Here is a 19,656-nt window from a genome sequence, read left to right on the forward strand (position 1 = left end):
GTCTCAGACCTTTTCGACTTCTGGCCGGCCCAAAATGCCGGAAGGCAGGAAGATCAGCACGATCGCCAGGATGGAGAACGCCGCGACGTCCTTGTAGTCGATCGAGAAATAGGCCGACCACATGCTTTCGATGAAGCCGATCAGCAGCCCGCCAAGCACGGCGCCCGGCAGAGACCCGATGCCGCCGAGAACGGCCGCGGTGAAGGCCTTGACCCCCGGCACGAAGCCGTCGGAGAAGGCGATGACGCCGTAATACATCAGGAACAGGGTGCCGGCGACTGCCGCAAGCGCTGCGCCCATGATGAAGGTGATCGAGATCGTACGATCGACATCGACGCCGAGAAGTGCGGCCATCTTGCGGTCCTGCTCACACGCCCGCTGCGCCCGGCCCAGTGAGGTCCTGTTGACCAGGTACCAGAACAAGGCGAGCAGCAGCGCCGTGACGATGACGATGATGATCTGCTTCAGCGACACGCTGATGCCGTTGATGTTGTAGACTTGGCTGACCATCGGCGGGATCGGCTTGTTGCGCGGACCCTGCGTCACCTGGATGAAGTTCGACAGCGCGATCGACATGCCGATGGCGGTGATCAGCGGCGCCAGCCGGAACGAACCGCGCAGCGGCCGGTAGGCCACCTTCTCGATCGTCCAGTTGTAGAGGCTGGTGAGCAGCATCGCCACGATCATCATGATCAGCAGCGCCAGGACGATCGGCACCGAATAGAACAAGGCGCCGAGGATGAGGAAAACGACGAGGGCGGCGAAGGCCCCGACCATGAAAATGTCGCCGTGGGCGAAGTTGATCATGCCGATGATGCCGTAGACCATCGTGTAGCCGATTGCGATCAGCCCATAGATCGATCCCAGCGTCAGCCCATTGATAAGCTGCTGGACAAAGTACTGCATGTGTACATGGCTCCCCTGGAATGTCGCCCATGCAGACGCATTCCTTTTCGTATTTCCCCTAGTCGTAAAGTTTCGAGCCCGGATTGCAACGTGATTTTTCAAACGTCGTGCGTGTTTTGGCGGCACGCCTTCCGATTGCCCGTTTTTTTGCTCCCGACCCCTGGACTATCGCGGACCCTATCATTGGCCCAACGCAATGTCTTTGACGATTCAGCCGGACAATGCACCCCGTTTCGAAGAAATCGCCGTCAAAATTAGGTGATGAGACGATTCGTTGCGTTGCTGACAGGCTTCGTTTTTTAGCCACATTCCTTTCCGCAGAGGCAAGATTCTTGCTGCCTAGCCACAAAGCGTTGATCGAGTCGGCCGCGATGGCCGATAAAAGACCGTGTTGAACCCGAGCTTCCAGGCCCGGCCGCCGGACAAGGAAGCGACTGCCCGTCTGTGATCAGTAGGCGGATCCACCGTCCTCGCTCAGCGCATGCCGCTCCGTGCCTTTCAAGGGTGGATTGAAGACGCTGACCAGGATCATGTCGCCTGCGGCGTCGGCCCGCAGATAGTGCTCGTCATGCTCATTGAGCACATAGATCGTACCCGGTTCGATGCGGTGCACCGCACCGGACATGTCCTCGACCTCGCCGGTGCCGGCGATGCAGTAGCAGGCCTCGAAATGCCGCCGATACTGAAGGCGCGATTCGCTGCCGGCGCGCACGACGGTGTGACAGACGGTGAAGCCCATGCCGTCCTGCTGGGTCAGCAGCCGGTGGCTGGTGCCATTGCCCCAATTCACGAAGAAGTCAGATTTTTCTACATCAGCCAATTGTCTGGTGAACATGTCGATTTCCCTGCGGATACCGGCCAAGGACCGGGAAGTTGCGGATGGATTGGTGATCCACGGCAGAGATGCCGCATGCCGGGCGGGCCTTCAAATGATTGCTTCTCACTGATCATGTTAGTAAATCTTACAGATGGACTACATTCCGCTGAATGCCATCCGCGCCTTTGAGGCTGCCTCGCGCCGCTTGAGCTTTTCCGCCGCCGCCGACGAGCTGCATGTGACCCATCCGGCGATCAGCCACCAGATAAGGCGCCTGGAAGAGTGGCTGGGCGTGCCTCTGTTCCACCGCGACGCGCGCAAGGTAAGGCTGACCGATGCCGGCGTGATCCTGCAGGCGTCAGCGAGCGCTGCCCTTGCCGAACTCGGCGCCACCTGCCGGCGCATCCGGCGCAATGCCGCGGAGGCGACCATTTCTGTCGGCTGCATCCCGTCCATCGCCAGCCGCTGGCTTGTGCCCCGCCTGCCAGCCTTCACCGCCAGTCACCCCGACATCGGCATGCGCGTCGCCTATGCCAAAGCCGAGGACAGGCTTGGCGATGGCGACAATGACGTGCTGATCACGCTCGGCGCCGATCCGACGCCCGGCGTCACCAGCCTGAAACTGTTTTCGCGCCTCAACCGCCCAGTGTGCAGCCCCTACTATCTGGCCGGCAGGGAGCATCTCAGGACACCTGCCGCGATCGCCGGCGCCGAACTGCTGCACGACGAGAACCGCCAGGGCTGGAGCGAGTGGTTTGCCGAGGCCGGACTGGCCAAGGTCGATGTCGGCAACGGACCGGTCTTCGCCGACTTCAATATTCTTGCCACCGCCGTCATCGCCGGCCACGGCGTGGCGCTGTGTCCGGTCGATGTTTTCCGTGACGAGTTGAAGCGCGGCGACCTGGTGGTCCTGTCCGACATATCGACGAACCGCGACAAGGCTTACTTCCTGACCATGGCGGCGAATGCCTCCCCCGCCGCACTCACCTTCGCCGACTGGTTCCGTCGTGAGGTTTCTGTCGGGCCGGATGATCAGCCGCCCAGCAACCTCACTTGACGACGAACCCATGCGCGAACGGATCGCGGTCGTCGATGAAGATAGTGTTCAGACCGGTCATCCGCGCCCAGCCGCCGATCGAAGGGATGATGGCCGGCTTGCCGGCAACGGTGACGTCCTTTTCGACCTTGCCCTTGAACAGCGAGCCGATGATCGATTCATGGACGAAGCTGTCGCCGGCCTTGAGCTTGCCCTTGGCATGAAGCTGCGCCATGCGCGCCGAGGTGCCTGTGCCGCAGGGTGAGCGGTCGATCGCCTTGTCGCCATAGAAGACGGCATTGCGCGCATCGGCGCCCGCCACCGTCGGCTTGCCCGTCCACAGCATGTGCGACAGCCGGTTGATCTCAGGATTTTCCGGATGCACGAACGAATACTTCTCGTTGAGCCGCTGCCGTACCACCGGGCTCCAGGCGATGAAATCGCCAGCGGAGTAGTCACCCATATCGCGGTAATTCGCCTGCGGTTCGACGATGGCGTAGAAATTGCCGCCATAAGCGACATCGACGGTAATCTCGCCAAGCTGCGGGCACTCCACCGTCAGCCCTTCCGCATAAAGGAAGGACGGCACATTGGTGATACGCACCTCTTCGACATAATCGCCAACCTGTTTGTACTCGGCGATGACCAGGCCAGCCGGCGTGTCGAGCCTGAGCACACCCGGCGTTTTCGGCTTGATCAGCCCATGTTCGATGGCCATCGTCACCGTGCCGATCGTGCCGTGGCCGCACATCGGCAGGCAGCCCGATGTCTCGATGAACAAGATGGCGATGTCGCAATCCTCGCGCGTCGGCGGATAAAGGATCGAGCCCGACATCACGTCATGGCCGCGCGGCTCGAACATCAGCCCGGTGCGGATCCAGTCATACTCCGCCAGGAAATGCGCCCGCCGTTCCATCATCGTCGACCCCTCGAGCAAGGGACCGCCGCCTGCGACCAACCGCACCGGATTGCCGCACGTATGGCCGTCGATGCAGAAGAAGGATTTTTTGGCCATGATTTCCTCGAACTCAAAACCGTTGCGGGCTGAAGGGGGTAAGATCGATCGGCGAAGTCTGCCCGAGAACGAGATCGCGGATCAAGCGGCCGCTGGCCGCCGCCTGGGTCAGGCCGAGATGGCCATGGCCAAAGGCGTAGACAACGTTGGGCGCAGTGCGCGCCGTGCCGATGACCGGCAGCGAATCCGGCAGCGACGGACGATAGCCCATCCATTCGCGACCGCCTGACGGGTCCAGCCCCGGCAGGAACTGTTTGGCTTTTTCGAGCATGGCCTTCGAGCGCGCAAAATTCGGCGGCCGGTCGAGTCCGCCCAGCTCGACGGCGCCGCCGACGCGCAAACCTGTGTCGAGCGGCGTGATGACAAAGCCGTGGCCGGAGAAGATCAGCATCCGCTGCACGGCAAAGGCAGTCTTCGGCAAGGTCGTGTTGTAGCCGCGCTCGGTCTCCAGCGGGATAATGTCGCCGAGGTTCTTGGCCAGCAGATGCGACCATGCCCCGGCAGCGACGACGAGGTGTCTCGCCTGTCTGGTCGTGCCGTTAGCCAGCGTCAGCGCCGCGCCGCCATCATTGGCCGAAACGCGCTCGACGCGTGCTTTCTCGAAACGCGCACCCAGCCCTTCGGCATAGGCCCACACCGCCTTGCCGAGCAGTTTCGGGTCGGCAACCGTCTTCCATCCCGGCACGAACGTGCCCTTGATGAAGCGCGGCGACAGTCCAGGCTGCAGCCGCGCCAGTTCCTCGCCTTCGACATGGCGAAAGCCGATGCCGAAGCGCTCTCGCGCCGCCCAGCCCGACAGTCCGGCCTGAAACTCTGCCTCGCTTTCGTAAAGTTCCAGCGAACCATCCTCGTGCAGCATCGGCCGCGTGCCGGACCGCTCGAGCAACCCCATCCATTCGGCCTCGGCGAGCCTCATCATGCCCGCCTGTGCCACAAGGCTCGCCTCATAATGCCGCGGCGCGCCAGCGCGCCAGAAGCGGAACAGCCATGGCAGGAGCTTCGGCAGATAGGCCGGTGGGATGCTGAGCGGTCCGAGCGGATCGGCAAGCCATCTCGGCAATTGCCGCATCATGCCCTTATGCGCCATAGGCAGCACGTCGGAGAAGGCAAAGGCGGCGGCATTGCCGGAGCTCGTCTCCTCGCAGATGCCGGTGCGGTCGAAGATAGTGACGCTGCGCCCGGCCTCGGCCAGCTGCGCTGCGGCGCAGATACCGACAATGCCGCCACCGACAATGGCGATGTCGATCGCAGCATCGCTATTCATGACCGCGCGCCATGCAAAATGGCCAATCTCGGTGCTCCGAGCCAGCCCCCTCATCCGGCCCTTCGGGCCACCTTCTCCCCGAGGGGAGAAGAGTTCGCCAACGCCGGCGCGAGTCTCTTCTCCCCAACGGGGAGAAGGTGGCCGCGAAGCGGCCGGATGAGGGGGCCTGCAGCATTGACAATTCAGAACGTCGGCAACTTCGGCCGTACTGCCAGCGCGTCCGTGACGATCTTTTCCACCGTCTTGCGGCGCTCGCCCGACAGCGGCTGGCGCGGCATGCGCACGCGGTCGTTGGTCTGGATGGCGAACACTTCGGCAAGCTTGATGTTCTGCACCAGATAGGTAGACACGTCGAGATCGAGCAGCGGCCGGAACCAGCGGTAGATCGAAAGCGCCTCCTCGCGGCGGCCCTGCTTCATCAGCTGGTAGATGGCGACGGTCTCGCGCGGGAAGGCGGTGACCAGACCTGCCACCCAGCCGATGGCGCCGACCGACAGCGCCTCGAAAGCGAGATTGTCGACGCCGGTGAAGAGGTCGTAGCGGTCGCCGAAGTGGTTGATGATCTCGGTGGAACGGCGGATATCGTCGGACGATTCCTTGATGGCGACGAAGCGCTTGTCGGTGGCCAGTTCCTCCATCTGGTCGACGGTGACGTCGACGCGGTAGGCGAGCCGGTTGGAGTAGATCATCACCGGCAGGTCGCCGGCCGCGGCGACGGCGCGCAAGGCGGCGACGGTCTCTTCCGGGTTGGTGTGATAGATCGGGCTCGGCACCACCATCAGCCCGTTGGCGCCTTCCTTGGCGGCGCGCTTGGCGATGCTTGCCGCCTCGCGGGTGCCGGCCTCGTTGACCGTCAGCAGCACCGGCTTGTTCCCGGCGACTTTCTGTGCCGTCTTCAGCACCTCGATCTTTTCGTCATGCGACAGCATCGGGCCTTCGCCGAGCGAGCCGCAGACGATGATGCCGTCGCAGCCGGCCTCCATCTGTAACGCAAAGCAGCGCTCCATCTCGGCATGGTCGAGGCGGTCGTCGGCAGTGAATTTGGTCGTGACGGCGGGGAAAACTCCGGTCCACATAGCTATCTCTCCATCTGATATATCAGCCGTATATCTGCTAAGAAATCTACTGTCAATGCGGAATCTGCTATGATATATCTAAAATATATCAGGAGCGGACCTTTGATATCCACCGACACTGCATCCCCAGAGCCGGCTGCCACCAAGGCCTATCGCGCGCTCGAGCATATGATCGTGACGCTGGAACTGGCGCCGGCGAGCTTTGTCACCGAGGGCGCCCTGATCGAAAGGCTCGGCCTCGGCCGCACGCCAGTGCGCGAGGCGATCCAGCGCCTGGCCTGGGAAGGCTTGCTCGACATAAGGCCACGCGCCGGCATCGCCATTGCCCCGCTGCACCCCGGCGACTGGCTGCGCGTGCTTGACGCGCGCCGCGGCGTCGAGGTGGTGCTGGCACGCTCAGCCGCCCGTTTCGTCACCCGCGAGGCCGCCGACATGTTTCACGATGCAGCACTTGCCATGCAGAAGGCGGTCATCTCGGGCAACGTGCTGGCCTTCATCCAGGCCGACAAGGCGCTCGACGAGGCGCTGGCGCAGGCTGCCGACAACCCGTTCGCGGCGCGGCTGGCCGCGCCCTTGCAGACCCACAGCCGCCGCTTCTGGTTCCGCTACAAGGCCGACACTGGCCTTGCCGAATCCGCCGAGCACCACGTCGCGCTGATCCGCTCGATCCTGGACGGCGACGAGGAAGCCGCCGCCAAGGACGCCAAGCGGCTGATGGCGCTGCTGCGTGGCCATGCCGAGACGGCGGCGACGCGCTGAACGGGCGATCAGATCCCTTGCGCGGTGGCGATGGCGGTATTCTCCCATCCGTCACCGGTCGCGAAGATGCAGCTTCGACCCTTCACGTCGGTCACCAGCATCGACCAGGTCCCATTTGCCGCAACATAGATCTCGACAATGGCGGCCTCGCCGACCACACCGTAGCCGATCTGCTTTTGTTGAAAGGCCTGCGCCAGCCCCGCGACGAGGTCGCTGTGGCCACCGCAGATAAATTGCGCCTGCGCCGATGGCGTCGACAGCGCCAGCGCGGTGCCGATCGCGGCTATCCTGATCCATCGAAACGAAAATTTGTGTGCCATGGGCACCTCCTTCGCCTTGGCGTTCCGGCAAAGGGAGGCACATGGGGCAGCCTCAATATACCGAAACGTTCCAGGCCGGGTTCGACGTCTTCATCACGTCACTCCTTCTGGTTTTCCGGTCTGTCGTCAGGGAAATTTATCATTCCCTTGAATCGATATGGTGAGGCCCCGAACCGAAAACAAGCACCATTTCGGGACTTGCGGCGCGTTGCAGGACAACGGTCGGCGTCAGACTTCCGCCGGTTCGCGAAGTGCTGCCCATTTCAGCAGGGCATCGAGCGCCGGGCACAGGGCCTGACCCCAGTCGGTCAGGCGATATTCGACCTTCGGCGGCACCTGGTGATGCACGATACGGCGCACGATGCCATCGGCCTCCATCTGTCGCAGCTGCTGGATCAGCATTTTTTGCGAGATTGCCGGGATCGCCCGTTCGAGGTCGGAGAAGCGCAGCACCTTGCCGCCGAACAGGTGAAACAGGATCACCAGTTTCCAGCGGCCTTCGAGGATGCGCAGCACATTCTCCACGCCGCTTGCCGCCGATGAGGGTGTCAGCGGCTCGTCCTTGCTTTCAGGCCCAACCTTACTTTCGGGTAAGTACCTTACCTTTTCGTCGGTTCTTGTCATTTCCGCAGCATATCTCACTTTAGGGACCGAGCAAGCACCGCCGACGTCGAACCGGTGGAGCGACAACCGGAACCGGAGACGAGATCCATGACCGTAAAACTTCCCCAGCCGCTGGCGGATTATTTTGCTGCCAAGAACCGGCACGACATCGACGCCATGCTCACCCCCTTCGCATCGGATGCGACGGTTCGCGACGAAGGCGAAGTCCATCAGGGGTCGGCCGCCATCCGCGACTGGATGGATGCAACCACACGCAAATACCGGGTGACGGTCGAGGTCGCCGACGCGACGGCCAATGGTCAGGCTTGGCGGGTCGCCGGCCTCGTCTCAGGCAATTTCCGCGGCAGCCCCGCTACGCTCCATTACAACTTCACGCTGGCGGGCGACCGGATCGCGCGGCTGGAGATCGGCGCATGACCATCGTCCAGAAATTTGCGGTCGACGCCCAGGAATTTGCCGGCAAGCGGGTTCTGGTCACTGGCGGCACCAAGGGTGCTGGCCTAGCCATCGTTCACCGGCTTACGGCGGCAGGTGCGGCCGTTCTGACGACCGCCCGCTCTGCTAGCCCTGACGCGCCATCGCCGCAGATGTTCGTGCAGGCCGATGTAAGCACCTTGGCAGGCACCGAGACAGTCGCCGCAAGTGTGTTGGAGCAGCTTGGTGGCATCGACATCGTCGTGCACAGCGTCGGTGGTTCGAAGAGCCCAGGCGGAGGATTTGCCGGACTGCCGGAGCAGGCCTGGCAAGATGAACTAAACCTCAACCTGCTGGCGGCGGTGCGGCTCGATCGCCTGCTTGTCCCGCATATGATCGAGCAAGGCTCCGGCGCCATCGTCCATATATCGTCGATCCAGCGCCGCCTGCCGCTGCACGAATCCACCATCGCCTATGCGGCGGCCAAGGCGGCCCTATCGACCTACAGCAAGGCGCTGTCCAAGGAGCTCGGGCCGAAAGGCATCCGCGTCAACACCGTGGCGCCGGGCTGGATCCACACCACCGCTTCAGAAGCCATGGTGAAGCGGCTGGCATCCCACTCGGGTTCGGACGAGGCAACCGCCCGCCAGGGCATCATGGATGCGCTGGGCGGCATCCCGATCGGCCGGCCGGCATGGCCGCAAGAGGTTGCGGAACTGGTGGCTTTCCTTGTTTCCGACCGCGCCTCGGCGATCCACGGCGCCGAATACGTCATCGACGGCGGTACGATTCCGACGGTGTGACGTCATGCAAAAAATCAGGGGCGCAACTAAGTTGCGCCCCTGATCGTGGAACAAGTACCAGACGTCAGTTCATCGTCGGGATGACGAATTCCGCGCCATCCTTGATGCCGGACGGCCAGCGCGACGTCACCGTCTTGGTCTTGGTGTAGAAGCGGAACGCATCCGGGCCGTGCTGGTTGAGGTCGCCGAAGGACGACGCCTTCCAGCCGCCGAACGTGTAGTAGGCGATCGGAACCGGGATCGGCACGTTGATGCCGACCATGCCGACCTGGACACGGGAAGCGAAGTCGCGCGCGGCATCGCCGTCGCGGGTGAAGATGGCGACGCCATTGCCCATTTCGTGGTCGTTGGCGAGCTTGATGGCGTTCTCATAGGTCGGCGCCCGCACCACCGAGAGCACCGGTCCAAAGATCTCTTCCTTGTAGATGCGCATGTCGGCGGTGACGTTGTCGAACAGGCAGCCGCCCATATAATAGCCGTCCTCGTAGCCCTGCATAGAGAAGCCGCGGCCGTCGACGACCAGCTTGGCGCCTTCCTTGACACCAATGTCGACATAGCCCTTGACCCGCTCCAGAGCTTGGCGCGTCACCAGCGGGCCGAAATCAGCGGAGGAATCGGTCGATGGGCCAACCTTTAGGCTTTCGACACGCGGGACCAGCTTTTCCATCAGCCGGTTGGCGGTGTCGTTGCCGACAGGCACCGCCACCGAGATCGCCATGCAGCGCTCGCCGGCCGAGCCGTAGCCGGCGCCGATCAGCGCATCGACCGTCTGGTCCATGTCGGCGTCGGGCATGATGATCATGTGGTTCTTGGCGCCGCCGAAGCACTGCACGCGTTTTCCCGCCGCCGTGCCGCGCGAATAGATGTAATGGGCGATCGGCGTCGAGCCCACGAAGCCGATGGCCTTGATATCGGCATCGTCGAGAATGGCGTCAACGACATCCTTGTCGCCATTGACGACGTTGAGGATGCCGGCCGGCAGGCCGGCCTCGATGAACAGTTCGGCGATGCGCATCGGCACGCCCGGGTCACGCTCGGAAGGCTTCAGGATGAACGCGTTGCCGCAAGCGATTGCCGGCGCGATCTTCCACAGCGGGATCATAGCCGGGAAATTGAACGGCGTGATGCCGGCAACAACGCCGAGCGGCTGGCGCATCGAATAGACGTCAATGCCGGGGCCGGCGCCGTCGGTGAACTCGCCCTTCATCATGTGCGGCGCGCCGATGCAGACCTCGACCACTTCGAGGCCGCGCTGGATGTCGCCCTTGGCGTCGGCGATGGTCTTGCCATGCTCGCGCGCCAGTATGTCGGCCAGCTCGTCATAGTCCCTGGCCACCAGTTCGAGGAACTTCATCAAGACGCGCACGCGCCGCTGCGGGTTGGTGGCGGCCCATTTCGGCTGCGCTTCCTTGGCGTTCTCGACCGCCGCGCGCAGTTCCGCCGGCGAAGCCAGCGCCACCGTACCGCGCACCGTGCCGTCCATCGGCTGCATCACGTCCTGCTTGCGCCCGCTGGTCCCGGCGACATGCTTGCCGCCGATGAAATGACCGTATTCGATCATGGTTTCTCTCCCTGAGTTTGTGATGGCGCATTCAACGCCTTTGCCGGCGCGAAGGCAACGCGAGGGAGAACGCAACCGTTGTGCAGAAAATAGACAACCGAGGATGAGTGTGCATTAATTGCCGCAAATGACAGCGCGTGCCTATCTTTGCAGGACTTCTCAAAGTTGAGCTTCGTCACACCCCCCTCTGTCCTGCCGGACATCTCCCCCTCAAGGGGGGAGATTGAGCTCTCATGGCTGCTTTCGACAATATTCAACGTCGCAGAAAGAAAGCTGCCGATCTCCCCCCTTGAGGGGGAGATGTCCGGCAGGACAGAGGGGTGCGAAGGATCACAGCGCCGGTCATTGCCATCAAGGCCGTCCCCATGAACTGGGATGACGTCCGCATCTTCCTCGCCGTCGCCCGCGCCGGGCAGATCCTCGGCGCCGCCAAACGGCTGGAGCTCAACCACGCCACCGTCTCGCGCCGCATCGCCGCACTTGAGGACGCATTGCGGGCAAAACTCTTTCGCCGGCTCACCACCGGCAGCGAGCTGACGCCGGCCGGCGAGCGCTTTCTCGACATTGCCGAGCGCATGGAGGGCGACATGATCGCTGCGCGCTCGACCGTGTCGGGCGAAGGCGACGACATCTCCGGCACGGTGCGCATCGGCGCGCCCGACGGGTTCGGCGTCGCCTTCCTGGCCACGCGTCTCGGTGCGCTGACGGCGCTGCACCGCGAACTGACCATCCAGCTGGTGCCGGTGCCGCGTTCCTTCTCGCTGTCGCGGCGCGAGGCCGACATCGCCATCACCGTCGAGCGGCCGAGCGAAGGCAGGCTGGTGGCGGGAAAGCTGGTCGACTATACGCTCGGCCTGTTTGCATCTCGCGGCTATGTCGAGGCGCATGGCCTGCCGCGGACATCAGCGGAACTAAGCCAGCACACGCTGATCGGCTATGTGCCGGACCTCATCGTCAGCCCATCGCTCGACTATGCCGCCGAGTTCAGCCCGGACTGGCGCACCAGCTTTGCCATTTCCTCGGCCCTCGGCCAGGCCGAGGCGGTGCGCTCCGGTGCCGGCATTGGCATCCTGCACACCTTCGTCGCCCGCTCGATGCCGGAGCTGATCCCCGTCGACATCGTGGCTCCGATCCGCCGCGCCTACTGGCTGGTCTATCATGAATCGGTCAGGCCGCTGCGCCGTGTCCAGATCGTCGCCAACTTCATCACCAAGGCGGTGGAACGCGAACGCGGGCTGTTCGTGTAGGCTGCGCCTTATGAGGACAACCACGCGCTGGAGACCTATTTCGTCGAGCTGATCGACACCGCAAGCACCATATCGAGATCGTCAATCCCTACCTCAATCTGACACCGGAGCTCAGCCTGGCCATCGAGCGGGCTCTGGCGCGCGGCGTCAGGATCGACATTGTCGGCTGCATCGACCTCAAGGGCGACATTGGCGGCAAGTTGCTGACCGCGCTCAACAAGCTGTTCGTCGCGAAATATGGCGACCGCATCAACATCCGCGAATTCAAGGCGCCCGATGTCGTGCTGCATTCCAAGATCATGATGATCGACGAAAGGCTGGTGACGATCTCGTCGGTCAACCTCAACAACCGCAGCTTCTTCCACGACCTGGAGAACGGCATGATGGTGCTCGACCCCGCCTTCTACGCCAGAATGAAACCGGTCTATGACGACTATGTCGCCCATTCGAACCCGGTCCCGACCAAGGTGACGATCCCGTGGGCCTACCGGTGGCTGTTTACGAAGGGCTGGGTGAAGGAGGCGTTCTGATCCCTACCGCAAATACCGCTCCGGCCCCAACTCGCGCACGTCGATGTCGGGCACTTTGCTGGAGATGATGTCGGACAGCACCTTGGCCGAGCCGCAGGCCATGGTCCAGCCAAGCGTGCCGTGGCCGGTGTTGAGATAGAGGTTGGAAAACTCGGTGCGGCCGACCAGCGGCGGCCCATCCGGCGTCATCGGCCGCAGTCCGCACCAGAACGACGCGGCCTTGAGGTCGCCGCCATCCGGGAACAGATCGCCGACCGAATGTTCGAGCGTGCGCCGGCGCGATTCGTGCAGCCGCAGATCGAAGCCCGAAATCTCCGCCGTGCCGCCGACGCGGATGCGGTCGCCGAGCCTGGTGATCGCCACCTTGTAGGTTTCGTCCATCACCGTCGAAACCGGCGCAGCCGCCGCATCCTTGATCGGCACGGTGATCGAGTAACCCTTGACCGGATAGACCGGGATCGGACGCCTGAGCAGTCGCATGAAGCGTGCCGAATAGCTGCCCAGCGCCAGCACGTAGGCGTCGGCCGCGCGCGAGCGCTGGTCCGTGCCGAAGCTGACGATGCGATTGCGGTTTTTGGTGAAGCGCCTGATCTGGCTGCCGTATTCGAAGGTGACGCCACGCGCCACGCAGAGCTCGGCCAATCTGTCGGTGAACATCTTGCAGTCGCCGGTTTCGTCGCCGGGCAATCTCAGCCCACCGACGAATTTTCCCCTCACGCCGGCCAGAGCCGGCTCGGCCGCGATGCAGCCATCGGGATCGAGCAGCTCGTAGGGCACACCGTATTTCTTCAACACCTCGACATCGCCGCCGGTACCGTCGAGCTGCTTTTGCGTGCGAAACAGCTGCAGCGTGCCCTTGGTCCGCTCGTCATAAGCGATGCCGGTCGCCTCGCGCAGCGCCTTCAGCGTGTCGCGGCTGTATTCGGCGAGCGGCACCATGCGCGCCTTGTTGATGGCATAGCGATCGGCCGTGCAGTTACGCAGCATCTTGAGCAGCCACGTCCACATGTAAGGATCGAAGGCCGGTCGCACCACAAGCGGACCATGCTTCATCAACAGCCATTTGATCGCCTTCAGCGGAATGCCGGGACCGGCCCAGGGCGAGGCATAGCCGGGCGACACCTCGCCGGCATTGGCGAAGCTGGTTTCCAGCGCCGGCCCCTTCTGGCGATCGAACACCGTGACCTCGTGGCCGGCCTCGGCGAGGTAGTAGGCTGTGGTGACCCCGATAACGCCGCCGCCCAACACGAAGATCTTCATCGCATCACTCTCCACGACGACATCTTATCCGAGCCTGAAGCCGTCGCCTCCTGTCTGCCGGATTTTGCCGCGTCCGCCAAGGGGCGGCGTGTCGCGCCTCTATTCGTTGATGTAGCGGCGATGAAAGCGCGGGCCGAGGCTGGTCAGGATTTCATAGCCGATCGTGCCGGCATGACCAGCCGCATCGTCGACGCTCTGCGACGGACCCAGCAGTTCGACAAGGTCGCCCTCGCGCAGCCCGCCGGCCGGCAGCGCCGAAATGTCGAGGATGATCGAATCCATCGACACCCGCCCGACAAAGGGCAGCCTGACACCTTCGAACCAGGCGGCCGATGCGGCGCGCCGGTGCCAGCCATCGGCGTAGCCGAGCGAGATCGTCGCCACACGCAAAGGACCGCTGGCCAGAAAGGCATGGCCGTAGCCGACGCCCACACCCTTTTCGATGCTGCGCGTCTGGATGATCTTTGCCTTGAGCCGCACCACCGGCAGCATCGGGTTCGCCTCGTCCGGCGTCGGGTTGATGCCGTAGAGCGCAGCACCTGGGCGGGCGAGGTCGTACCGATAGCGCGGCCCGAGAAAGATGCCGGAGGAATTGTCGAGCGACGCCGGCGCCTTGGGCAGCATTTTGCGCAACCGTTCGAATTCCATGAGTTGCGCATCATTGGCCGCATTGGTGGGTTCGTCGGCACGAGCCAGATGGCTCATGACCAGGACAACGTCGATGCCGGTAAAGGCATCGGCCGCAAGCGCCTCGACCTCCGCAGGCGCCATCCCCAGCCGTGACATGCCGCTATCGACCTGAACGGCCGCCTTGAACTTGCGGCCAGCCTTTTGGCCGGCCCCGCTCCATGCCTTCAGTTGCCCGGCGCTGTTGATGACGGGCACAAGATCCGCCGCTATCGCTTCCGGCTCGGAGCCCGGCGGCAGCCCGTTCAGCACATGGATCGCTGGCTGCGGCCCGAGTGCCTCGCGCAGCGCGACACCCTCAGTGAGATGCGCGACAAAGAAGATGTCGCAGCCCTCGGCAACCAGCGCCGCCGCCACTTGCCGCGCGCCGAGCCCGTAGCCGTCGGCCTTGACGACGCCGGCGCAGCGCACGCCGCCAAGCTTCGCCTTCAGCCGCCGGTAATTCTCCCGGACGGCGCCGAGATCGATGGTCAGGACCGCGCCGGCCGCCGCTTCGCTGATCGGCCGCAGGCCGGCCTCACATGCTGGATCCAGTGACTTCCCCGAGGCGCTGCCCATCCCGGCTCCTGACCAGAGCACCAAACAACTCTATCAGTACGGACAGATCGTGGACGCCGCAACAGCTGAGCTGGTTACGCCAAGTGACGGAATGCCGCCACCACATCCTCATAGACCTTGCGCTTGAACGGCACGATCAAGCCGGGCAGGTCCTGCATCGGCCGCCAAGCCCATTCATCGAATTCGGCGGTATGGCCGCCGGGCGGCGGATTGATCTGGATCTCGCTGGTCTCGCCGTGAAAGCGGTAGGCGAACCATTTCTGCGTCTGGCCGCGATAACGCCCCTTGAAGGCGATGCCGACCAGATCGGCCGGCAGATCGTAATTGATCCAGTGCGGCGCCTCGGCCAGCAGCGTGACCGAGCGCATGCCGGTCTCCTCATAGAGCTCGCGCCCGGCCGCCTGCAGCGGCTCCTCGCCCTTGTCGATGCCGCCTTGCGGCATCTGCCAGAGCTGCTTCGTGCCGGCAAATTCACTATCCGGCTCGGCGATGCGATGGCCGACCCAGACCAGCCCGTCGCCATTGAGGATCATCAGTCCGACGCAGGGGCGGTAGGGCAGCGTCTCGGGATCGATCTTTTTAGCCATCAGTTAGGTTCAGCCGTTTCGGGAGTTCGCGCTAATTTTTTTCCGGATCAATCGCCACCGCCGAGATGGGCACGATCTCGATGCCGCGCTTTTTCGCCTCGAGCACCCACGCCGCAACCGTGTCGACGGTGAGGTCGAAGGCCGAGCCGATGCCGACGGCGGAGCCTTTGGCGCGCGCTGTGGCTTCCAGCGCGTCGAGCTTTTTCAGGATGGCGCCGCGATCCTGCACGGCATCGATCGCCATATCGCCGACGACAAACGGCACGCCGTCCTTCAAGGCGAGATCGGGCGCCAGGCTCCGCGCGGATGAGCCGTCGTCGATATAGGCAAGGCCGCGTTTGCCGAGCTCGGCCATGAACGGTCCCATCGCCGTCGCGTCGGCGGAAAAGCGCGCGCCCATATAGTTCATGACCCCGGTATAATTGGTGGTCCGCGACAGCGCCCAGCGCAGGCTCTTCAGGTTCTCGTCCGGGCTTGCCGCCACCGTCAGCGTGTTGCGGCCGGGATTGACGTTGGGATAGTCGAACGGTTCGAGCGGCACCTGCATGACCACCTCATGCCCGCTCTGCCGTGCCGCCTGCATCCAGCGGCCGATGCTGTTGCCTTGCGGTGCAAAGGCCAGCGTCACTTCCGCCGGAAGCTTGGCGATTGCTGCCTGGGTTCCGGTCTGCGACACGGCAAGCCCCCCGATGACAATCGCCACGCGGGCGCCGCGCGACCCGGACCACGGCCGCGCATAGACGTCGAACGGCCGCCTGCCGTCGGCGGCGCGCACCGGCAGCGGGCCGGTGTCGCTGGCCTCGATCAGCGCCTTGTCAGGAATATGCGCGATCTTCAGATTCTGACCGATCGTCGACGGGTCATGAATGACGATGGCCGCATTCGCTGGACCGTCGCCCTCCTGGGTCTGCATATGAATGATCTGCGGCCCGGCAGCCTTGGGCGGCGCTTCCGCCTTCGGCGCGGCGGGCGCGGCAGTCGGTGCCGCCGCGGCAGGCTCCGCCGCCGCCGTCACCTTCGGCGTCGAGACCGCCGCCTGTTCGGGCTTGCGGAACGGCTTTTCGCGAAGCGCGATCGCGCCGGAGATGCCGAGCGCGGCCAGCACGACCAGTGTCGTCGCGACAGTACGGGCGCTCAACCCGCGCGACGCAGCGCGCGGCCGGACGGTCTGTCCGAGCGGGCGTTCTATGTCCTTGCCGATGTCAGCCAAGCCGTATCCCCGGGCGCATGATCAGCGAAACCTTTTCGCCATGCGCAGATCCAACACTGACGGCGCGTCCTCGGCGCCTTTTGAGGCCCCGCTCTCCAGCCACTGCCTCCGAATCAAACTGCCGGAACCTTGCGGTCCCGGCAGCATTGCATTGCTTCGATCAGGCAGCCAGATGCATGTCGCTCAAAAGTGGTCCCGGTTTTGGGACATCGACATGCATCCAAACAAAGAGTCCCGCCGGTCGACTTACTGGTTGAGCACGGCCTTCTCCGGATTCGGCGGGAACGCCGGATCGGTCTTCTGGCCGCGCAGCAGCTGTTCGGCGTAGATCAGTTGCAGGTCGTCCTTCGGATCCGGCGGCACATAGGCAGCCGAGCCCGAACCGGTATCGCTCTCGTCGGCGCCCTTGATGTGACCCTTAAGGTCCGATTCGCCGCGCGTCAGGTCCCTGCCCTGCAGTTCGGGCGGCAGCGGCTGGTCGACCTTGATGTCGGGCGTAATGCCTTTGCCCTGGATCGACTTGCCGGACGGCGTGTAATAGAGCGCCGTCGTCAGGCGCAGCGCGCCGTTCTCACCAAGCGGGATGATGGTCTGCACCGAGCCCTTGCCGAAGGACTGCGTGCCGACCACGGTGGCGCGGCGCAGGTCCTGCAGCGCGCCGGCAACGATTTCCGAAGCACTGGCCGAACCGCCATTGACCAGCACGATCAGCGGCTTGGCGCCGATGTCGTCGCCTGCCTTGGCGTCGAAGCGGGTGACATCCTTCGGGTCGCGGCCGCGGGTCGAGACAATCTCGCCACGGTCGAGGAAGGCGTCAGACACGCTCACCGCCTGGTCGAGCAGGCCGCCCGGATTGAGGCGCAGATCGAGCACATAGCCCTTGAGCTTGTCGTTCGGCACCTGCTTCTTGATGGTGTCGATGGCGTTCTCGAGGTCGTCATAGGTCTTTTCGGTGAAGGAGGTGATCTTCATGTAGCCGACGTCGTTCTCGACCCTGAACTTGACCGCCTTGACCTTGATGATGTCGCGCACGACGGTCAGCTCGATCGGCTTGTCAGCGCCCTGGCGCAGAATGGTGAGCTTGATCGGCGTGTTGACCAGGCCGCGCATCTTCTCGACCGCGTCGTTCAGCGTCAGGCCGCGAACCTCTTCGCCGTCGATCTTGGCGATATAGTCGCCGGCCAGCACGCCTGCCTTGGCGGCCGGGGTGTCGTCGATCGGCGTGATCACCTTGACCAGGTCGTTCTCCATGGTGACCTCGATGCCGAGGCCGCCAAATTCACCCTTGGTCTGCACGCGCATGTCCTGCGCCTGCTCGGCATTCATGTAGGAGGAGTGCGGATCGAGTGAGGCGAGCATGCCGTTGATGGCGTTTTCGACCAGCGACTTGTCATCCGGCGGCGTCACATACTGCGCCCGCACGCGCTCGAAGATGTCGCCGAAGATCGCCAGTTGCTTGTAGGTTTCGGAGCCTGCAGCGTTCGCCGTCGAGCCCGGCGCGCCATAGACCAGGCTCATCGCTGACGCGCCCATCAGCGCACCGGCAATAAGAAGCGACAGTTTCCGCATCATTTCACGTCCTTCCAGAGAAGCGGTCCGCCCACCATGGGGTCGGATCGACGGGTTTTCCATCCTTGCGGAACTCGACGTAGAGTTCCGGCGTGGCATTTCCATTCTTCGAGGCCGAGGTGCTTGCCACCCGGGCCTCTCCCATCGCGCCGACCGGCTCTCCTGCGAGCACCGACTGGCCAGACGCGACGCTGATTCTGCTCATCCCCGCCAGGACGACATGATAGCCGTCTCCCGCATTGAGGATCAAGAGTTGACCATAGGAGCGAAAAGGCCCCGCATAAAGCACATTTCCGTCCGCAGGTGCTGTAACGATGGCTCCCGATTGTGTCGCAACCATGTCGCCAAGCATCACCGCGCCGTTACCGTCATCGGCCCCGAAACGGCGCTTGATCTTGCCGGTGACCGGCAGCGCGACCTGGCCCTGAAGCGCCGAAAACGGCGCCGATGCAGTGAGACGGTTGCCTTCCGGCACTGGCAGAGAGGCGAGCTCCGTTGACGCAGTGGTATCCGCGTCCGGCTTGTCGCCGTCAGCCGCCTTCTGCTCGCCTGCCTTAACTGCATCCGCCGCCTTGCGGCTCTTGTCGGCCTCGAGCGAGGCGATCAGTTCCTTCAGGCTGCCGGCCTTGGCCGCAAGGGCTTGGGAGCGCTGCTTTTCCGCCACCATCGCGGTCCAGGTGTCCGCTTCGAGCTTCTGCTTGGCCTCAAGCAGCATGGAGAGCCGCTTCTTTTCCGCCGTCTGCTCGCCGACCGCCGCCGTCAGCCGGGTCCGCTCGGCCTCGATCGAGGCCGTCACCCGCGCCTGCTCCTTGAGGTCAGCCAGCAATTTGTCGGTCTGCTGGCGCAGTTCAGGCACCACGGCGCCGAGCAGGATGGCGCTGCGCACCGACGACAGCGCGTCTTCCGGCTTGACCAGGATCGCCGGCGGCGGATTGAGCCCCATGCGCTGCAGCGCGCCCAGCACTTCAGCCAGCACGTCGCGTCGCGCCGCCAGTGAGACGCGGATTTTCTGTTCCTCGCCCTTCAGCCCTTCGAGCCTGGCGCCGATATCCTCGATGTCCTGGCCGAGCTTCTGCTCGGTCATCGCCGATTGGATCAGCGCCGCGGTGATCGAGGCATGGTCCTTCTTGACCGCCGCAATGTCGGCGGCAAGCTTGGCCAGCCGTTCGGACGACAGCGTGATCTCGGCCGACACCTTCTCATATTCGGCCCGGCTCTGATCGGGGTCGGGCGCGATATCGAGTGTGCTCTGCGCCCGCGCAAGCCCAAGCGATAGCAACAGCGCCGCGACAGCGATGCCGCAGCGCGCGCGCCCGTAGCCCGTTCCTGATTTCCCGTTGTCAGCCATTGAAGCCCGACTCTATGCGTGGCTTCGTTAACGAACCATCAACCATGATCGAAACCGAAGCCTAG

20 protein-coding genes are annotated in these 19,656 nt (G+C 63.8%); 6 read left to right on the top strand and 14 right to left on the bottom strand.

Annotation, left to right across the window (positions count from 1 at the left end; genetic code table 11):
• Nucleotides 1-3: 3 nt before the first annotated feature.
• Nucleotides 4-906: a branched-chain amino acid ABC transporter permease gene (locus AC04SH_RS03580; protein ID WP_352556727.1), complete on the bottom strand. Its 903-nt coding sequence runs from the start codon at nt 904-906 to the stop codon at nt 4-6.
• Between the two features lie 448 nt (nt 907-1,354).
• Nucleotides 1,355-1,741 (bottom strand): ectoine synthase, encoded by a 387-nt coding sequence (locus AC04SH_RS03585; RefSeq protein ID WP_477235170.1) that lies wholly within the window; start codon nt 1,739-1,741, stop codon nt 1,355-1,357.
• Between the two features lie 133 nt (nt 1,742-1,874).
• Here AC04SH_RS03585 and AC04SH_RS03590 point away from each other — a divergent pair, with 133 nt between their 5' ends.
• Nucleotides 1,875-2,780 (top strand): LysR substrate-binding domain-containing protein, encoded by a 906-nt coding sequence (locus AC04SH_RS03590; RefSeq protein ID WP_488573959.1) that lies wholly within the window; start codon nt 1,875-1,877, stop codon nt 2,778-2,780.
• On the opposite strand, the gene AC04SH_RS03595 is transcribed toward AC04SH_RS03590, so the two are convergent.
• The 3 genes from AC04SH_RS03595 to AC04SH_RS03605 all read right to left on the bottom strand — a co-directional run bounded on the left by AC04SH_RS03595 (nt 2,773) and on the right by AC04SH_RS03605 (nt 6,114).
• Nucleotides 2,773-3,774: a 4-hydroxyproline epimerase gene (locus AC04SH_RS03595; RefSeq protein ID WP_488573960.1), complete on the bottom strand. Its 1,002-nt coding sequence runs from the start codon at nt 3,772-3,774 to the stop codon at nt 2,773-2,775. The genes AC04SH_RS03590 and AC04SH_RS03595 overlap by 8 nt on opposite strands.
• Before the next feature lie 13 nt (nt 3,775-3,787).
• Nucleotides 3,788-5,038: an NAD(P)/FAD-dependent oxidoreductase gene (locus tag AC04SH_RS03600; protein ID WP_488573961.1), complete on the bottom strand. Its 1,251-nt coding sequence runs from the start codon at nt 5,036-5,038 to the stop codon at nt 3,788-3,790.
• A 182-nt stretch (nt 5,039-5,220) separates the two neighbouring features.
• Nucleotides 5,221-6,114: a dihydrodipicolinate synthase family protein gene (locus tag AC04SH_RS03605; protein ID WP_488573962.1), complete on the bottom strand. Its 894-nt coding sequence runs from the start codon at nt 6,112-6,114 to the stop codon at nt 5,221-5,223.
• Between the two features lie 69 nt (nt 6,115-6,183).
• Between AC04SH_RS03605 and AC04SH_RS03610 the strand changes: the two genes are divergently transcribed.
• Nucleotides 6,184-6,873, top strand: coding sequence for a GntR family transcriptional regulator (locus tag AC04SH_RS03610; protein ID WP_488553086.1), 690 nt, complete (start codon nt 6,184-6,186; stop codon nt 6,871-6,873).
• Between the two features lie 8 nt (nt 6,874-6,881).
• Here the strand turns inward: AC04SH_RS03610 and AC04SH_RS03615 are convergent, their stop codons facing one another.
• A complete protein-coding gene (locus AC04SH_RS03615; protein WP_477235180.1) occupies nt 6,882-7,193 on the bottom strand; it encodes a hypothetical protein in 312 nt (103 codons plus the stop codon).
• A 228-nt stretch (nt 7,194-7,421) separates the two neighbouring features.
• On the bottom strand, nt 7,422-7,745 hold the full coding sequence (locus AC04SH_RS03620; RefSeq protein WP_477235617.1) for a winged helix-turn-helix transcriptional regulator: 324 nt from the start codon (nt 7,743-7,745) through the stop codon (nt 7,422-7,424).
• Between the two features lie 159 nt (nt 7,746-7,904).
• On the opposite strand from AC04SH_RS03620, the gene AC04SH_RS03625 reads away from it, so the two are divergent.
• Together AC04SH_RS03625 and AC04SH_RS03630 are read left to right on the top strand one after the other, a co-directional pair.
• Nucleotides 7,905-8,234: a nuclear transport factor 2 family protein gene (locus tag AC04SH_RS03625; protein ID WP_488573963.1), complete on the top strand. Its 330-nt coding sequence runs from the start codon at nt 7,905-7,907 to the stop codon at nt 8,232-8,234.
• Complete coding sequence (locus tag AC04SH_RS03630; protein ID WP_488573964.1) at nt 8,231-9,034, top strand: SDR family oxidoreductase; 804 nt, start codon at nt 8,231-8,233, stop codon at nt 9,032-9,034. Before AC04SH_RS03625 ends, AC04SH_RS03630 begins: the two co-directional genes overlap by 4 nt.
• Before the next feature lie 64 nt (nt 9,035-9,098).
• Here AC04SH_RS03630 and AC04SH_RS03635 read toward each other — a convergent pair whose 3' ends face one another.
• Nucleotides 9,099-10,595, bottom strand: a complete 1,497-nt coding sequence (locus tag AC04SH_RS03635; RefSeq protein ID WP_436261839.1) for a CoA-acylating methylmalonate-semialdehyde dehydrogenase — start codon at nt 10,593-10,595, stop codon at nt 9,099-9,101.
• A 365-nt stretch (nt 10,596-10,960) separates the two neighbouring features.
• On the opposite strand from AC04SH_RS03635, the gene AC04SH_RS03640 reads away from it, so the two are divergent.
• Together AC04SH_RS03640 and AC04SH_RS03645 are read left to right on the top strand one after the other, a co-directional pair.
• Complete coding sequence (locus tag AC04SH_RS03640) at nt 10,961-11,842, top strand: LysR family transcriptional regulator (protein WP_488574243.1); 882 nt, start codon at nt 10,961-10,963, stop codon at nt 11,840-11,842.
• A 122-nt stretch (nt 11,843-11,964) separates the two neighbouring features.
• Nucleotides 11,965-12,372, top strand: coding sequence for a phospholipase D-like domain-containing protein (locus AC04SH_RS03645; protein WP_488574244.1), 408 nt, complete (start codon nt 11,965-11,967; stop codon nt 12,370-12,372).
• A 3-nt stretch (nt 12,373-12,375) separates the two neighbouring features.
• Here AC04SH_RS03645 and AC04SH_RS03650 read toward each other — a convergent pair whose 3' ends face one another.
• From AC04SH_RS03650 to AC04SH_RS03675, 6 genes are all read right to left on the bottom strand, one after another.
• A complete protein-coding gene (locus AC04SH_RS03650) occupies nt 12,376-13,632 on the bottom strand; it encodes a D-amino acid dehydrogenase (RefSeq protein WP_488573965.1) in 1,257 nt (418 codons plus the stop codon).
• Between the two features lie 99 nt (nt 13,633-13,731).
• Entirely contained in the window at nt 13,732-14,877 is a 1,146-nt protein-coding gene (alr, locus tag AC04SH_RS03655; protein WP_488573966.1) for an alanine racemase, read from the bottom strand.
• A gap of 74 nt (nt 14,878-14,951) precedes the next feature.
• Nucleotides 14,952-15,464: an RNA pyrophosphohydrolase gene (locus AC04SH_RS03660; RefSeq protein ID WP_488573967.1), complete on the bottom strand. Its 513-nt coding sequence runs from the start codon at nt 15,462-15,464 to the stop codon at nt 14,952-14,954.
• A 31-nt stretch (nt 15,465-15,495) separates the two neighbouring features.
• Entirely contained in the window at nt 15,496-16,674 is a 1,179-nt protein-coding gene (locus AC04SH_RS03665; protein WP_488573968.1) for a divergent polysaccharide deacetylase family protein, read from the bottom strand.
• A gap of 246 nt (nt 16,675-16,920) precedes the next feature.
• A complete protein-coding gene (locus tag AC04SH_RS03670) occupies nt 16,921-18,246 on the bottom strand; it encodes a S41 family peptidase (protein ID WP_488573969.1) in 1,326 nt (441 codons plus the stop codon).
• 1 nt (nt 18,247) lies between these two features.
• Nucleotides 18,248-19,591 carry a murein hydrolase activator EnvC family protein gene (locus tag AC04SH_RS03675; protein WP_488573970.1) on the bottom strand — a complete coding sequence of 448 codons (1,344 nt, stop codon included), beginning with the start codon at nt 19,589-19,591 and terminating at the stop codon, nt 18,248-18,250.
• Between the last annotated feature and the right edge of the window lie 65 nt (nt 19,592-19,656).

The sequence above is a fragment of the Mesorhizobium sp. CNPSo 4688 genome (assembly GCF_057784295.1).

What these genes read in the sequence shown, in the direction of transcription:
- AC04SH_RS03580 (WP_352556727.1), bottom strand. Translation starts at nt 906, where the DNA reads ATGCAGTACTTTGTCCAGCAGCTTATCAATGGGCTGACGCTGGGATCG.
- AC04SH_RS03585 (WP_477235170.1), bottom strand. Translation starts at nt 1,741, where the DNA reads ATGTTCACCAGACAATTGGCTGATGTAGAAAAATCTGACTTCTTCGTG.
- AC04SH_RS03590 (WP_488573959.1), top strand. Translation starts at nt 1,875, where the DNA reads ATGGACTACATTCCGCTGAATGCCATCCGCGCCTTTGAGGCTGCCTCG.
- AC04SH_RS03595 (WP_488573960.1), bottom strand. Translation starts at nt 3,774, where the DNA reads ATGGCCAAAAAATCCTTCTTCTGCATCGACGGCCATACGTGCGGCAAT.
- AC04SH_RS03600 (WP_488573961.1), bottom strand. Translation starts at nt 5,038, where the DNA reads ATGAATAGCGATGCTGCGATCGACATCGCCATTGTCGGTGGCGGCATT.
- AC04SH_RS03605 (WP_488573962.1), bottom strand. Translation starts at nt 6,114, where the DNA reads ATGTGGACCGGAGTTTTCCCCGCCGTCACGACCAAATTCACTGCCGAC.
- AC04SH_RS03610 (WP_488553086.1), top strand. Translation starts at nt 6,184, where the DNA reads ATGATATATCTAAAATATATCAGGAGCGGACCTTTGATATCCACCGAC.
- AC04SH_RS03615 (WP_477235180.1), bottom strand. Translation starts at nt 7,193, where the DNA reads ATGGCACACAAATTTTCGTTTCGATGGATCAGGATAGCCGCGATCGGC.
- AC04SH_RS03625 (WP_488573963.1), top strand. Translation starts at nt 7,905, where the DNA reads ATGACCGTAAAACTTCCCCAGCCGCTGGCGGATTATTTTGCTGCCAAG.
- AC04SH_RS03630 (WP_488573964.1), top strand. Translation starts at nt 8,231, where the DNA reads ATGACCATCGTCCAGAAATTTGCGGTCGACGCCCAGGAATTTGCCGGC.
- AC04SH_RS03635 (WP_436261839.1), bottom strand. Translation starts at nt 10,595, where the DNA reads ATGATCGAATACGGTCATTTCATCGGCGGCAAGCATGTCGCCGGGACC.
- AC04SH_RS03640 (WP_488574243.1), top strand. Translation starts at nt 10,961, where the DNA reads ATGAACTGGGATGACGTCCGCATCTTCCTCGCCGTCGCCCGCGCCGGG.
- AC04SH_RS03650 (WP_488573965.1), bottom strand. Translation starts at nt 13,632, where the DNA reads ATGAAGATCTTCGTGTTGGGCGGCGGCGTTATCGGGGTCACCACAGCC.
- alr (WP_488573966.1), bottom strand. Translation starts at nt 14,877, where the DNA reads ATGGGCAGCGCCTCGGGGAAGTCACTGGATCCAGCATGTGAGGCCGGC.
- AC04SH_RS03660 (WP_488573967.1), bottom strand. Translation starts at nt 15,464, where the DNA reads ATGGCTAAAAAGATCGATCCCGAGACGCTGCCCTACCGCCCCTGCGTC.
- AC04SH_RS03670 (WP_488573969.1), bottom strand. Translation starts at nt 18,246, where the DNA reads ATGATGCGGAAACTGTCGCTTCTTATTGCCGGTGCGCTGATGGGCGCG.
- AC04SH_RS03675 (WP_488573970.1), bottom strand. Translation starts at nt 19,591, where the DNA reads ATGGCTGACAACGGGAAATCAGGAACGGGCTACGGGCGCGCGCGCTGC.